The organism is Microbispora hainanensis (assembly GCF_036186745.1).
Taxonomy (GTDB): domain Bacteria; phylum Actinomycetota; class Actinomycetes; order Streptosporangiales; family Streptosporangiaceae; genus Microbispora.
The window spans coordinates 8,306,038-8,319,581 of record NZ_CP108086.1 but is presented as its reverse complement, the minus strand read 5'-3'; the positions used below and the strand labels follow the sequence as shown (position 1 = coordinate 8,319,581).

Sequence of the window (13,544 nt, the reverse complement as noted above, 5' to 3'; positions counted from 1 at the left end):
CAGGTCTCCGGTGACGATCTCATTCGGGATGCAACCCCTCAAACCCCAAGAATCACTCCTCTAGCTCTCGCAAGCGGATTTCTTGGGGCAATGCACTCGGAGAAAGAACCACATGCGCTCCCCTGTGCGCGCCTGGACCAAGGCGCTCGCCGCGGCCGTCACGGCCGCGACCCTGTCCACACCCCTCATCGCAGGGCCCGCGTACGCAGAGCCGCCCGGCTCGGTCGGGAAGGACGGCACCTGGACCGTCGAACCCGTCGGCGGCGGCCACCGGGTCACACTCCACCTGAACGCGCCCCTGCCGGTCCGCGACGCGGTCCCCGAGCTCGCGGCGGACGGCCGGTCGCTCGGCCCGGCCGAGGAGTCGCCCGACGGCATGACGCTGACCGTCGTCACCCCCGACCCCGCCGTCGCCTCCGCGTCGTCCGTCGACGTGGCCTGGAACGGCGAGGTGCCCGAGGCCGCCGCGGCGGCCGCCAAGACCACGCCCATGCTCGCCGACCCGCCGGCCGATCCGCCCGCCGGTCCGCCCGCCGGTCCGCCCGGCAAGCCTGGCACTCCGCCCGGCAAGCCTGGCACTCCGCCTGGCCCGCCCGGCAACCCCCCGGGCCCGCCCGGCAAGCCGGATCCCGCGCCGGTCGACCCCGCCGCGCCCGGCCCGTACGCCGTGACCCACGGCGAGTACGACTTCGGTGACACCGCGATCACCCTGGAGGGGCTCGGCGGCCGTCCGGCCGAGATCCGGGCGAAGGTCTACCTGCCGGAGGGCGCCCGCGGCAAGCGCCCGCTGGTCGTCTTCCTGCACGGCCGCCACTCGGCCTGCTACAACCCGACGGCCTGGACGTCGTCCAACACCCAGTGGCCCTGCCCGGCGGGGCAGCAGCCGATCGCCAGCTACCAGGGCTACGACGGCCCCGCCGACGTGCTCGCGAGCCACGGCTACGTCGTCGTGTCGGTCAGCGCCAACGGCGTCAACGCCGCCGACAACCCCTACAGCGAGGACCGGGGCGCGCTGGCCCGGGGCGAGGTCGTCATGCGCCACCTCGACCTGCTCGCCGACGCCGACCGGGGCGTGGGCGACGCGAAGCTCGTCAGCCTGTTCAAGGGCCGCCTCGACATGGCCGATGTCGGCCTGATGGGTCACTCGCGCGGAGGCGAGGGCGTCGTCAAGGCCGCGCTGATGAACGCGGGCCGGGCCAAGCCGTACGGGATCAAGGCGGTGCTCCCGCTCGCGCCGACGGACTTCGCACGGGCGACCCTGCCCGGCACGCCGATGGCCGTCATCCTGCCCTACTGCGACGGCGACGTCTCCAACCAGCAGGGCCAGCACTTCTACGACGACTCGCGATACGCCGAGGACGACGACCCCGCCTTCCGCTCCTCGCTGATGGTCATGGGCGCCGACCACAACTTCTTCAACACCGAGTGGACCCCGGGCGTGGCGCACGCGCCGGCGTCCGACGACTGGTCCAACCGCAACGACCCGGTCTGCGGCGGCACCGCGCCGTCGCGGCTGACCGCCGCCGAGCAGTACGCCGTCGGCACCGCGTACATCGCGGGGTTCTTCCGCCTCGTCCAGGGCCGTGAGCAGGGCCTGCTGCCGCTGTTCGACGGCAGCGGCGGCACCACCGCCTCCGCCGGGCGGGCCGTCGTGCACGCCGTCGCCCAGGCGCCCGCGAGCAAGCGCTTCGACGTGGCCTCCTTCACGTCGCTCGCGCCGTCCACGCGGGTCTCCGGCTCGGCAACCGCGGTCATCTGCGCCGGCATGCTCGACCGCTCGCCGCAGAGCGGCCTGCCGTCCTGCGCCTCCACGCTGACCACGTCGCAGGCGCCGTCGTGGACGCCCGCGACGTACGCGAACAACGTCGCCTCGACGCCGGTGCTGCGGTTCTCCTGGAGCGACCCCACGGGCACGGTGACCGTGCCGATCGACAACCGCGACCAGAACGTCTCCCACTACGACGCGCTCACCTTCCGCGTCGCGAGGGACGAGACGGCGACCGGCGACGTGGACCTCGCGGTCACGATCGCCGACAAGCACGGCGCGTCCCGCACCGTCAAGGTGTCCGAGGTGAGCGACGCGCTCACGGCGTTCCCCGGCACGGCCTCGCCGCTGCCCAAGACCTGGCTGCGCACCGTACGCGTCCCGCTGAGCTCGCTCACCGGCCTCAAGCCGCAGCAGATCAGCGAGATCCGGATCTCGGGCGCGAGCGAGAAGGGCGCGGTCTACCTCGCCGATCTCGCGTTCGGCACGGTGGCCGCGGGTGACGCCCGCACCGGCAAGCTGCCGCAGGTGTCGGTGGAGAGCGTCACGGTGGACGAGGGCGACGGCCCTGGCACGGCCACGATGACGGTGCGCCTGTCGGAGAAGAGCCCCACGCCGGTGACGGTCCAGATCCAGGCGATCGCGACCGGCGCCGCCCCGGTGATCGCCTCGGCGGCACAGGAGGTCGTCATCCCGGCCAGGTCGCTGCAGGCGTCCTTCCAGGTGCCCGTCAACGGCGACACCGCGGTGGCGGCCGAGCCGCAGTCCTACCAGGTGGTGGCCTCGGTGCCGGTCAACGCGACGATCGGGAACGGCTTCGCCCGGCTCGTCGTGACCGACGACGACGCGGTCTGATCACGTACGGCTCCCGGGGGCGCGCCGGCCGCGCCTCCGGGAGTCTTCGCGTGCTCACAGCGGTTCGAGGTCACAGCGGTTCGAGGTCACAGGGGTTCGAGGTCACAGGGGTTCGAGGAACTCCAGCCGGTTGCCGACGTTGTCGTGGGCGTAGAAGCGGCGGTGGCCGGGGAAGTGCGGGTCCCAGGAGACCTCGACGCCGGCGGACGTCAGGCGCGCGGCGAGGTCGTCGAGGCCGGTCACCAGGATGCCCGGGTGCGCCTTGCGCGCCGGGCGGAAGTCGCCCTCCACACCGAGGTGGATCTCCAGGGCCCCGGCCCGCACCCACAGGCCCCCGCGCGCGGCGAGCACGGGGGGCTTGCCGATCTCGGTCATCCCGAGCACGCCCACGTAGAAGGCGCGGCAGTCGCCCTCCGCCCCGGGCGGGATGGCGAGCTGGACGTGGTGCAGGCGATAGCCGAAGGAAGAGCCCGCGTCCCCGTCCCGCACGTCACACCTCTCCCTTGATCTCCAGCCGTTCGAGCGCCTTGGTCAGCGGGTGGACGGTCAGGCCGATCTGCCACTCCCGCGCGCCCAGCGAGCGCAGCCGGGCCGCCACGGTCTCCTCGCTGACCGGCGCGGGCGGCTCCCAGGTCAGCCTGCGTACGGCGTCGGGCTGGAGGAGGTTCTCCGTCGGCATGCGGTGCTCGTCGGCGAGCGTGGCGACGACGGCACGCGCCGCCGCGAGCCGCTTGGCGGCGGCCGGGTCGCGGTCGGCCCACCGGTTGGCCGGGGGAGGACCGTCACCGGGCCCCACGGGCTGCGGCAGCGCCGCCTCCGGCATCGTGCGGGCCCGGTTCACCGCCGTCAGCCAGTCGTTGAGGTGGCGGCGCGCGCTGCGGCCGACGAACGGCGTGATCTCGGTGAGGGCCTTCGTCGTACGCGGCTGGTCGAGGGCGGCCTGCACTATCGCCGAGTCCGGCAGCACGCGGCCCGGCGCGAGATCGGCCTCCCGCGCGATCTCGTCGCGCAGCGTCCACAGCTCCCGCACCACGGCGAGCCCGCGCAGCGTGCGCACCCGGTGGATGCCCGAGGTGCGCCGCCAGGGGTCCGTACGCGGGGGATGGGCGGGCGCGGCCAGGATCGACGCGAACTCCTCCAGCGCCCACTCCAGCTTGCCGGCGTCGGCCAGCTCGTCGTGCAGCACGTCGCGCAGCTCGACCAGCACCTCGACGTCGAGCGCGGCGTAGCGCAGCCAGTCTTCCGGCAGCGGGCGGGCCGACCAGTCGGCGGCGGAGTGCCCCTTCTCCAGCCGCAGGCCGAGGACCAGCTCGACCATCGTGCCCAGGCCGACCCGCTCGTAGCCCAGCAGCCGCCCGGCCAGCTCGGTGTCGAACAGCCGCCGCGGGCGGAAGCCGAGCTCGGCCAGGCATGGCAGGTCCTGGTTCGCGGCGTGCAGGACGATCTCGGCGTCGCGTACGGCCTCGTCCAGCGCGGACAGGTCGGGACACTTGATGGGGTCGATCAGCGCGGTGCCCGCGCCGGCCCGGCGCAGCTGCACCAGGTAGGCACGGCCGCTGTAGCGGTATCCGGAGGCACGCTCGGCGTCGACGGCCACCGGCCCCGACCCACGGGCGAAGGCGTCGACGGCGGCCGCGAGTGCGGCGGAGTCCTCGATGACGGGCGGGATTCCCTCGCGCGGCTCCAACAACGGCTGGACTACGGGTTCTGTCACGGGCTAAGGAACTTTCGGATCATCTCGGCGGGCGGGGCGCGGATGCAGCGTGGCGACGTCGGGGGGCAGCGGAGGGATGCCCGCGGCCAGGCACATGAGGTCGCACCACGCGGCGGCGTGCGGCGACAGGTCCTCGTCGAGCGGCGACCAGGAGGCCCGCAGCTCGATCTCCGTGGTGACGGGGTCGTCCGCCTTGCCGCCGAAACCCTCGGAGACGGCGCGGGTGACCGTGCCGCCCACCGCGGCGTACGTCGCGCCGTGGGCGTCGAGCGCCTCGGTGAGCCAGCTCCAGGCCACCGGCCCCAGCAGCGGGTCTGTGGTCATCTCCGGCTCCATGTCGGCGCGTACGTAGGCGACGAGGCGGAACGGTCCCTCCCAGCCGCGCTGCCCCTCGGGGTCGAACAGCATGATCAGGCGGCCGACGGCGAGTTCGTCGTCGTCACGGTACACCGAGGCCCCGACGGCACCGGAATACGGTGCGAGCCGCTGGGGTGCGGGAATGTCCTCCAGCTCGATCTCCGGCCGCACCTCGGCGGGGCGCAGCGTCTCGAGCGCGCGCCGGAAGGCGGCGGGAGGCGCAGGCGGTTCACCGAGGGTCATGACGGAAGAGTAGGTCGGATTCGGGATAGCGCGAAGCAGGGGGGTGGCTGTGGGGGGCATCGGAAGTCGTCAAACCGTCGCCGCCAGTCGGACCGTCACCTGATCGGCCGTACGCGCCGGGGCGTCTCCGAGCACGCGATCCCGGCGGTCGCCGCGGCCGTCCGCGCGGTCTCGCCGCCCCGTCGCGCACGGCGCGCCGCTCGGGCGGGCGGGGCGCGCGGCGTCGCTGCCGGCACAGCGCTCAGTGCGGCGTTCGGGGGAACTCCACATCGAAGTCATCGCTCCGGGGCCTCTCGTCGGATCCACGGTCGTGGCGGTCGCTCGGGACTGATCCGACGTTGGCACGTCCCGGCGACATTTCCCCGCATCGCACTCGGCGTGTCTCGAAAGTGGTATTGGAATCGATGCCGGATGGCTGATTGGCGAACACATTGCCGAGCTGTGAGATGACTCACAGGTGGGGATGGGGTTCACCTTACGCGATCAACGGTCGTCCGCGCGGCGTTCTGGAGTCCCAGGTCATGGGTCCCGGCGTCGGGCGCCGCCAGGGCATGGCAGGCTGGTGCCGTGAAACCCCAGCTCGCCGATTCCGTTTTCATTCGCGCGTGCCGGCGCGAGCCCGTTCCGCACACGCCGGTGTGGTTCATGCGCCAGGCCGGGCGGTCGCTGCCCGAATACCGCAGGGTGCGCGCGGGCGTCGAGATGCTCACCGCCTGCGCCACGCCCGACCTGGTGGTCGAGATCACCATGCAGCCGGTCCGCAGGTACGGCACGGACGCGGCGATCTTCTTCAGCGACATCGTGGTGCCGCTCAAGGCCATCGGCGTCGACCTCGACATCAAGCCGGGCGTCGGCCCGGTCGTCGGGACCCCCATCCGCGACAAGGCGGGCATGGATGTCCTGCGGCCGCTGGAGCCCGACGACGTCCCGTACGTGACGGAGGCGATCGGCGCGCTCACCGGCGAGCTGGGCGGCACCCCGCTGATCGGCTTCGCGGGAGGGCCGTTCACGCTCGCGTCCTACCTGATCGAGGGCGGCCCCTCCAAGAACCACGACCGCACCAAGGCCATGATGTACGGCGAGCCCGAGCTGTGGCACGAGCTGATGGAGCGGCTCGCCACGATCACGCTCGCCTTCCTGCGCGTGCAGGTCGCGGCGGGAGCCTCGGCCGTACAGCTCTTCGACTCGTGGGTGGGCGCGGTCGCGCCGCAGGACTACCGCACCTACGTGCTGCCGCACACCAGCCGGATCTTCGCCGGGCTGGCGGACCTCGGCGTGCCGCGCATCCACTTCGGCGTCGGCACCGGCGAGCTGCTCGGCCTCATGGGCGAGGCCGGGGCCGACGTGGTGGGCGTCGACTGGCGGGTGCCGCTCGACGAGGCCGCGCTGCGCGTCGGCGCGGGCAAGGCCCTGCAGGGCAACCTCGACCCGGCGATCCTGCTCGCGCCCTGGGAGGTCGTCGAGAGGCGGGCCAGGGACGTGCTCGAACGGGGCCGGGTGGCCGAGGGGCATGTGTTCAACCTCGGCCACGGCGTGCTTCCCTCGACCGACCCCGGCCAGCTCACCCGGCTCACCGAGTTCGTCCACGAGTCGTCGGCCCGCTGAGCGCTACCCCGGCGTGCGCTCGGACTCCCGGTCCTGATCCCGGTTCGCGTCCCGGTTCTCGTCACCGTCCTCCTGCGGCCCCGGCGAGCCGGGAGCGGGAGGCACGGCGCCGGGGGGCACCGGACCGGCCGGCGGGGTGGCGCGGGGGCGCAGCCGGCGCATGATCATCCGTACGGCCAGCCACACCACTCCCGCCACGACGAGCCAGGGCAGCAGCGCGCCCAGCACGGTCAGCGCCACCACGGTCGACGTGGTCAGGGTGTCCCACCCGGTGCGCAGCCCGGCGAGGAAGCCGCCCGCGTCGTCCTTCTTCTCGGGCCGGGGCGAGGACTGCGGCCGGGGCAGCAGGGTGAGCGTCACGGTGGCCATGCCGGTCTGCGCCTCCAGGGCCTTCTGCCGGGCCTGCAGCGACTCCAGATCGGCCTCGCGGCTGGAGATCTCCCGTTCGATCTCCAGGATCTCGCCGATCTTGTTCGCCTTCGACAGCAGCGTGCGGAACTGCCCGAGCGCGGCCTCGGCCGACTTCACCCGGCTGGCGACGTCGGCGACCTCCTCGGTGACGTCCTGCGCGTTCTGCCGCACCGACAGGCGTTTGCCGAGATCGCGCCCGAGCTGGGCCAGCACGTCGGCATAGCGCGCCGGGGGCACCTTGAACGTGATCGTCGACTGTTCGCCGCCGGGGATGGTCTCGCTGCGCTCCTCGGCGACGTATCCACCGGCGCCCGTCACGATCGCCTTCGCGCGGTCGGCCGCCGCCGCGACCTTCTCGGCCTCGACGCTGAGCTCGGCCTGATAGATGATCGCCCGGTCGGCCGGGTCGATCCGGGTCTTCTCCAGCCCGCCGCCCCCGCCGTTCCCGCCGCCTGTCGCGGGCGCCCGCTCCTGAGCCGCGCCCCCGGGCGTGATCGCGGCCACGGGGGCCTCCGCGTCCGCTGCGGTGCCGGCGCCGCCGGCCGCGTCGCTCATGGACGTGCCCGAGCCGCCGCATCCCGTCACCAGAAAGGCGACGGCCGCCAGGGCCGCCGCGCCGTACCGGATCTGCCTCATGCCCTTTAATCGGTTCACCGGCGGGGAGGGTTCGACGCCGGCGATCACGATGGCATCACGATGCCGCCGTGGCCGCCGGCGTCTCCGCGGAGGCCGGGTGGGGGGTGTGGTGCCCCGTGAGCCCGGCCGGGCCGGGCCGGACCCACGGGGGGCCTCCTGACCGCGCGGCCGCTCGGCGAGCGCCCTCGCGTCGCGGACGAGCGCGTCGCTCGCGGCAGCGGATGACGGGCCGGGGCGCCCGGCGGGCCTCAGCCGCGGAGCTTGGCGATGTTCTTGTAGCTCAGCTCGGCGTACTGCAGCGACTGCGCCGGGTTGGCCGAGCCGCCGGGCGCGTTGTCCTGCTCGTACATCGGGTTGTGGTAGCCCTTGGCGCCCATCTGCGAGAAGAAGGTCTTGTAGTCGATGTCGCCGGTGCCGAACGGAACCATGTCGTAGCCGTTGGACGTGGCGGTGTTGATCTTGCCGTCCTTGGCGTGGAACAGCGGGAACCGCTTCGTCTGGGCCTGCACGACGCCGAGCGGGTTGAAGACCTGCGTCTGGGTGGAGCCGTCGGGCGCGGTGTAGGTCTTGTACTTGTACTGGGCCACGTGCGCCCAGAAGATGTCCATCTCCAGCCAGACCTTGCCCGGGTCGGTCTGCGTGAGGAAGTACTCGAGGCGGCGGATGCCGGAGGAACGGGTGGGCCTGCCCTGGGCGTCGAGCGGGCCGCTGTCGAGCAGGAAGCTGTAGGCCACGTCGTGGTTGTGGGTGTAGAGCTTGAGGCCGGCCGCGGTGGCGATCTCGCCCAGCGTGTTCCACTTCTCGGCGGCCACGTCCCAGTCGGCCTTGTACGCGCTGCTGGTGGGGTCGTTGCCGGTGCCGACGTGGCCCATGCCGAGGATGTTGGCGATCTCCAGGTGGAGCTTGAAGCGGTCGAGGTCGGCCTGGCTCAGCGGCCAGGAGCCGGGGATGAAGCCGTGGTTGCCCTCGGCCTCCAGGCCGTTGTCGTCCAGCCAGGTGCGCAGCAGGCGGGCGCCCTCGACGGTCTCCAGGTCGGCGCCGCCCTCGGCGTTGGCGTGCTGGCTGTAACCGGCGAACTCCACCTGCTTGTAGCCGATCCGGCTGAGCTCCTCGAACACGGCGCGGAAGCCGGACGGGAGAGTGGTCGACAGCGGGTCGCGTGCGGTGGCGTCGCGCACGGTGTAGAGGATGATGCCCCGCTTGCCGGGCGGCACGAGCACGCCGTTGCCCGCGGCCGCCGCCTGCGCGGCCGACTTCATCGGGCCGGCCGCGGCCACGGCGGCGGCAGCCGCCATGCCGGTCGTGGCCGCGAGGAACCGCCGGCGGTTGAGGCCCAGCCTGCGGCCGAGGGTGCCGGCGGTCTCGATCTCTTCTTCGTACGCGCTCATCGTCGTGCCAACTCCATCTGCGTGAAGAACCCTGATCCCCCCGATGACGCGGCCGTGCCGCGGGTGCCTCCGTTCCCTTCGTCTCACTTCGGCCCCGTGCGACTGTGCGGGGCACCTGGCGAGCAAGTTACGCGACTTTTACCCAATGGGGAAGAAGTTTCGGCATAATCCTTTTGACTTTCGTCATTAAGAGGACAAAGTCGGAGGTTGCGCACGGAATTCGTCAACACAGGGGTCGTCGTGTCCGGGCGTGACGCGGCGGTGAGGGCCGGCGGCCGGGATCCTGTCGCACTGTTCGTAGGCGGGTGACGTAACTTTCCGTCTCCTGTCAGGAAACTTTTGCTTGTCAGTGCCGAAAGATCCCTCTTAGTATCCGAATGTTCCGGGTGATCCTTCATACCCGAGTTGACGGGAGAGTTACAGTGCCCATCGGTGTCTGGCTGGTCGGCGCCCGAGGGTCCGTCGCGACCACGGCGGTGGTCGGGGCGGCGGCGGTTCGGGCGGGAGCGGCTCCGCCCACCGGGTGCGTCATCGAGGCCGCGAACTTCCCCGGGGACTTCACCCCCCTGGGCGACCTGGTGTTCGGTGGTCACGACGTGGTCGCCCTCCCGCTGCGCAAGAGGGCCGAGCTGCTCGCCCAGGCCGGCGTGCTCCCTCCCGCCCTGACGAGCCTGCTCGCCACGGCCCTCGACGCCGCCGAGGCCGAGATCAGGCACGGCTACGTCCCCGGCGAGGAGAGCCAGGCGCAGGCCGCGCGGCGGCTGGCCGCGGACATCGCGGACTTCCGGGAGCGGCATGGCCTGTCCCGCGTCGTCGTGGTGGACGTGTCGTCGACCGAGCCTCCCGCCGAGGTGCCGTACGCCACGCTCGCCGACCTGGACGAGGCGCTCGCGTCCGGACAGGATGTGCTCCCCGCCAGCTCCCTGTACGCCTACGCGGCGTTCACGGCCGGATGCGGCTACGTCGCGTTCACCCCCTCCACCGGCCCGACGCCCCCCGCACTGGACGAGCTGGCCCGGCGGCGCGGCCTGCCGTACGCGGGACGCGACGGCAAGACCGGGGAGACGCTGGTCAAGAGCGCGCTCGCGCCGATGTTCGCCGGCCGCGCGCTGCGGGTCCGCTCGTGGTCGGGGCTCAACCTCCTCGGCGGCGGTGACGGCGCCACGCTGGCCGACCCGGCGGCACGGGAGAGCAAGTCGGCCAGCAAGGCGCGGGCAGTCCCCGCGATCGTGGGCGACGACGTCGAGGGCCTGACGCACATCGACTACGTGGCCGACCTCGGCGAGTGGAAGACCGCCTGGGACCACATCACGTTCGAGGGATTCCTCGGCGTCCGGATGACCATGCAGTTCACCTGGCAGGGATGCGACTCGGCGCTGGCCGCCCCGCTCGTCCTCGATCTCGTGCGGCTCGTCGCGCGGGCCCACGAGGCCGGGCACCGCGGCGTGCTCCCCGAGCTCGGCTACTTCTTCAAGGACCCGCTGGGCGGCGGCGGGCACGACCTGCCCGGCCAGTACGCCCGGCTGGCGGCGTTCGCGCACGAGCTGTCGGAGGGGCGGTCATGAGGGCCTGGCTGGAGCTGGTCCGCGCACCGGCCGCGCTGTCGGTTCCCGGGGACACGCTGGCCGGTGCGGCGGCGGCCGGACGATCGGCCCGGCCCGGCCTCGCCGCCGCGTCTGTGCTGCTCTACTGGGCCGGAATGGCGCTCAACGACTGGTCCGATCGCAAGCTCGACGCCAAGGAGCGGCCGGAACGGCCCATCCCCTCCGGCCGGATCAGCCCGGCGGGCGCCCTCGGCCTCGCCGCCGCCTTGACCGGCGCCGGGGTGGCCACCGCCGCGGTCGCCGGCGGACGGCGCGGGCTCGCGCTCGCGGGCCTGCTCGCCGGCGCGGCCTGGGCCTACGACCTGCGCCTCAAGCACACGGCGGCGGGCCCGGCCGCGATGGCGGCCTGCCGCGTGCTCGACGTTTTGCTCGGGGCGGGCCCGCGCATGCGGGCGGCCGCCCCCATGGCGCTGGCCGTCGGCGCCCACACCTACGGGATCACCCTGCTCGGCCGCGCCGAGGTGGACGGCGCCACCCCCGCGACCATCGCCCAGGCGCTCACCGCCACCGGCGCGTCCGCGGCGCTGGCCGCCGTCGCCTGCCGCGGCGGCGACACCACCGGACGGCTGGGCGCCGCCGCGATGATCGCCGGCTACCTGGCCACCGCGGGAAGGGCCCAGGCGGCGCTGCGCGCCGACCCCGACCCCGAGCAGGTGCGGCAGGCGGTGCGGATGAGCATCCTCGGCCTGATCCCGTTGCAGGCGGCCGCGGTGGCCGGGCGGGGCAGGTTCGCCCAGGCGGCGGCGCTGCTGGCCGCGCTGCCCGCCGGCCGGTGGCTGTCGGCGAAGGTGTCCACGTCGTGACCTCGCTCACCTGGGCCTACTGCACCAACGGCTTCCGCGACCACCCGCTGGACCAGACGCTGGAGGTGCTCGCCGGCCTCGGCTACACCGGCGCGGCGGTCTCGCTCGACCACGGGCACCTCATGCCCGGCGCCTCCCCGGCGGAGGTCGGGCGGATCGCGGCGCTGGCGGGGCGGCTCGGCCTGGCCCTCGCCGTCGAGACGGGCGGCCGTTTCACGCTCGACCCCCGGCGCAAGCACTTCCCGACCCTGCTGCACGACGACGCGGAGCCGCGCGTCCGCTTCCTGGGCGAGGCGATGCGGATCGCGGCCGACCTCGGCGCCCCCGTGGTGCACCTGTGGAGCGGCATCCGGCCGCCCGAGGTGTCCGAGCACGAGGCCTGGGACCGGCTCGTACGGCACTGCGAGCGCCTGCTCGCCGAGGCCGAGACGACAGGCGTCACGCTCGGGTTCGAGCCCGAGCCGGGCATGCTCGTGGCGGACCTCGCCGGATACGAACGGCTGCGCGGCCTGCTCGGCGGCCACCCGAGGTTCGGCCTCACCCTCGACATCGGGCACTGCCGCTGCCTGGAGCCGTACGACGTGCCCGAGTGCGTCGAGCGGGCGCTGCCGCATCTGGTGCACGTGCAGATCGAGGACATGCGGCGGGGCGTCCACGAGCATCTCGAGTTCGGCGAGGGCGAGATCGACTTCCCGCCCGTGCTCGCCGCCCTGGAGGGCTTCGGCGGGCTGGTCGCCGTCGAGCTGGCCAGGCACAGCCACGCGGCGCCCGAGGTGGCGAGAAGGTCGATCGAATTCCTGAGGAGGGCACATGAGCTGGCTGGCGCGGGCCGTAGCCGACGTCGAGCGTGATCCGGAGACCGTCTACGCGCTGTTCCCACGGGCGGCGCGGGAGGGCGGCCCCGGAGCCCGCACCGAGCTGCTGACGGCGCTGGGGAAGGCCCTGCCCGACCCGGCGGCGGCCGTCATGAAGCTCTACTGGCAGGGCGACGCGGGGGAGCGGCTGGAGATCCTGGAGTCGCTTCCGCAGCTCGACCTCGGTCCGGCCGCTCTCCCGCTCGTCCATGACGCCCTGCGGACCAACGACACCCGGCTGGTCGCCGCCGCGCTCGGCCCGTACGGCTCGGCCTGGCTGGACGACCACGCCTTCCGGCAGGGCGTGCTCAAGTGCGTCTTCATGTCCGTCCCGCTCACGTCGGTCGAGGGCCTCGACCGGCGGTTCGACGAGGAGCTGCGGCGCATGCTCGCGGACTTCGCCGCCGAGCGCCGCGCGGCCGGGCGTCCCGTTCCCCCCGACGTTCTCGAGAGGCTCTGACTCCGATGAGGATCTTCGACCCCCACGTCCACATGACGTCCCGCACGACCGACGACTACGAGCGCATGTACGCCGCCGGAGTGCGGGCCGTCGTGGAGCCCGCCTTCTGGCTCGGCCAGCCGCGCACGAACGTCGGCAGCTTCATCGACTACTTCGACGCCCTGCTCGGCTGGGAGCCCTACCGCGCCGCGCAGTACGGCATCCGCCACCACTGCACGCTCGCGCTCAACCCCAAGGAGGCCAACGACCCGCGCTGCGCGGGCGTGCTCGACGAGCTGCCCCGCTATCTGCTGAAGGACTCGGTGGTCGCGGTCGGCGAGGTGGGCTACGACTCGATGACGCCGGAGGAGGACCGCGTCTTCGAGGCCCAGCTCGCGCTCGCCGAGGAGCACGGCCTGCCGGTGCTCGTGCACACGCCGCACCGCGACAAGGCGGCGGGCACCCGGCGCACGCTCGACGTGGTCAAGGGTCTGGACCCCGGCACGGTGCTGGTCGACCACCTCAACGAGCTGACCGTCGGCATGGTCCACGAGGCCGGCTGCTGGATGGGCTTCTCGATCTACCCGGACACGAAGATGGACCCCGAGCGGATGGTGGCGATCCTCAAGGAGTACGGCACCGAGCGGATGATCGTGAACTCCGCCGCCGACTGGGGCCGCAGCGACGTGCTCAAGACCCGCGAGGTCGGCGAGGCCATGCTGGCCGCCGGATTCACCGACGACGACGTCGACCAGGTGCTGTGGCGCAACCCGGTGGCGTTCTACGGCCAGAGCGGGCGCCTGTCGCTGGACGACGTCGAGTCGGGCGGCGACTACGAGGGCAACACGATCCTCCGAGGGACGCGCTGAC

12 protein-coding genes are annotated in these 13,544 nt (G+C 73.0%); 7 read left to right on the top strand and 5 right to left on the bottom strand.

The window, feature by feature from the left end; all coding sequences use genetic code 11:
* Positions 1 to 112 precede the first annotated feature (112 nt).
* Positions 113 to 2,620 carry a hypothetical protein gene (locus OHB01_RS37670; RefSeq protein WP_187280534.1) on the top strand — a complete coding sequence of 836 codons (2,508 nt, stop codon included), beginning with the start codon at positions 113 to 115 and terminating at the stop codon, positions 2,618 to 2,620.
* A 102-nt stretch (positions 2,621 to 2,722) separates the two neighbouring features.
* Here OHB01_RS37670 and OHB01_RS37665 read toward each other — a convergent pair whose 3' ends face one another.
* The 3 genes from OHB01_RS37665 to OHB01_RS37655 are packed head-to-tail and all read right to left on the bottom strand — an operon-like array spanning position 2,723 to position 4,934.
* A complete protein-coding gene (locus OHB01_RS37665; protein WP_142645471.1) occupies positions 2,723 to 3,109 on the bottom strand; it encodes a glyoxalase in 387 nt (128 codons plus the stop codon).
* A 1-nt stretch (position 3,110) separates the two neighbouring features.
* Positions 3,111 to 4,334 (bottom strand): HRDC domain-containing protein, encoded by a 1,224-nt coding sequence (locus OHB01_RS37660; RefSeq protein ID WP_142645470.1) that lies wholly within the window; start codon positions 4,332 to 4,334, stop codon positions 3,111 to 3,113.
* A gap of 3 nt (positions 4,335 to 4,337) precedes the next feature.
* Positions 4,338 to 4,934 carry a DUF3000 domain-containing protein gene (locus OHB01_RS37655; RefSeq protein WP_142624117.1) on the bottom strand — a complete coding sequence of 199 codons (597 nt, stop codon included), beginning with the start codon at positions 4,932 to 4,934 and terminating at the stop codon, positions 4,338 to 4,340.
* A gap of 567 nt (positions 4,935 to 5,501) precedes the next feature.
* Here OHB01_RS37655 and hemE point away from each other — a divergent pair.
* Positions 5,502 to 6,539 carry a uroporphyrinogen decarboxylase gene (gene hemE, locus OHB01_RS37650; RefSeq protein ID WP_142645469.1) on the top strand — a complete coding sequence of 346 codons (1,038 nt, stop codon included), beginning with the start codon at positions 5,502 to 5,504 and terminating at the stop codon, positions 6,537 to 6,539.
* 3 nt (positions 6,540 to 6,542) lie between these two features.
* On the opposite strand, the gene OHB01_RS37645 is transcribed toward hemE, so the two are convergent.
* On the bottom strand, positions 6,543 to 7,586 hold the full coding sequence (locus OHB01_RS37645) for a DUF4349 domain-containing protein (protein WP_328854646.1): 1,044 nt from the start codon (positions 7,584 to 7,586) through the stop codon (positions 6,543 to 6,545).
* A gap of 248 nt (positions 7,587 to 7,834) precedes the next feature.
* A complete protein-coding gene (locus OHB01_RS37640) occupies positions 7,835 to 8,974 on the bottom strand; it encodes a sugar phosphate isomerase/epimerase family protein (protein WP_142645467.1) in 1,140 nt (379 codons plus the stop codon).
* 422 nt (positions 8,975 to 9,396) lie between these two features.
* On the opposite strand from OHB01_RS37640, the gene OHB01_RS37635 reads away from it, so the two are divergent.
* Genes OHB01_RS37635 through OHB01_RS37615 form a run of 5 tightly spaced genes read left to right on the top strand, consistent with a single transcriptional unit; the run spans position 9,397 to position 13,543 of the window.
* The gene (locus OHB01_RS37635; protein WP_328854645.1) at positions 9,397 to 10,539 is read left to right on the top strand and encodes an inositol-3-phosphate synthase; all 1,143 of its coding nucleotides are present in this window, start codon (positions 9,397 to 9,399) and stop codon (positions 10,537 to 10,539) included.
* Positions 10,536 to 11,381: an SCO3242 family prenyltransferase gene (locus OHB01_RS37630; RefSeq protein WP_147942407.1), complete on the top strand. Its 846-nt coding sequence runs from the start codon at positions 10,536 to 10,538 to the stop codon at positions 11,379 to 11,381. Before OHB01_RS37635 ends, OHB01_RS37630 begins: the two co-directional genes overlap by 4 nt.
* Entirely contained in the window at positions 11,378 to 12,232 is an 855-nt protein-coding gene (locus OHB01_RS37625) for a sugar phosphate isomerase/epimerase family protein (RefSeq protein WP_142645464.1), read from the top strand. The genes OHB01_RS37630 and OHB01_RS37625 overlap by 4 nt, the downstream gene beginning before the upstream one ends.
* Positions 12,192 to 12,695 carry an EboA domain-containing protein gene (locus tag OHB01_RS37620; RefSeq protein ID WP_142645463.1) on the top strand — a complete coding sequence of 168 codons (504 nt, stop codon included), beginning with the start codon at positions 12,192 to 12,194 and terminating at the stop codon, positions 12,693 to 12,695. Before OHB01_RS37625 ends, OHB01_RS37620 begins: the two co-directional genes overlap by 41 nt.
* Positions 12,696 to 12,700: 5 nt before the next feature.
* Positions 12,701 to 13,543, top strand: a complete 843-nt coding sequence (locus OHB01_RS37615) for a TatD family hydrolase (protein WP_142645462.1) — start codon at positions 12,701 to 12,703, stop codon at positions 13,541 to 13,543.
* Position 13,544: the final 1 nt, after the last annotated feature.

Bases quoted from the DNA above. Each gene is read 5' to 3' on its own strand.
- OHB01_RS37655 (WP_142624117.1), bottom strand. From the start codon at position 4,934: ATGACCCTCGGTGAACCGCCTGCGCCTCCCGCCGCCTTCCGGCGCGCG.
- OHB01_RS37630 (WP_147942407.1), top strand. From the start codon at position 10,536: ATGAGGGCCTGGCTGGAGCTGGTCCGCGCACCGGCCGCGCTGTCGGTT.
- OHB01_RS37645 (WP_328854646.1), bottom strand. From the start codon at position 7,586: ATGAGGCAGATCCGGTACGGCGCGGCGGCCCTGGCGGCCGTCGCCTTT.
- OHB01_RS37670 (WP_187280534.1), top strand. From the start codon at position 113: ATGCGCTCCCCTGTGCGCGCCTGGACCAAGGCGCTCGCCGCGGCCGTC.
- OHB01_RS37615 (WP_142645462.1), top strand. From the start codon at position 12,701: ATGAGGATCTTCGACCCCCACGTCCACATGACGTCCCGCACGACCGAC.
- OHB01_RS37640 (WP_142645467.1), bottom strand. From the start codon at position 8,974: ATGAGCGCGTACGAAGAAGAGATCGAGACCGCCGGCACCCTCGGCCGC.
- OHB01_RS37620 (WP_142645463.1), top strand. From the start codon at position 12,192: ATGAGCTGGCTGGCGCGGGCCGTAGCCGACGTCGAGCGTGATCCGGAG.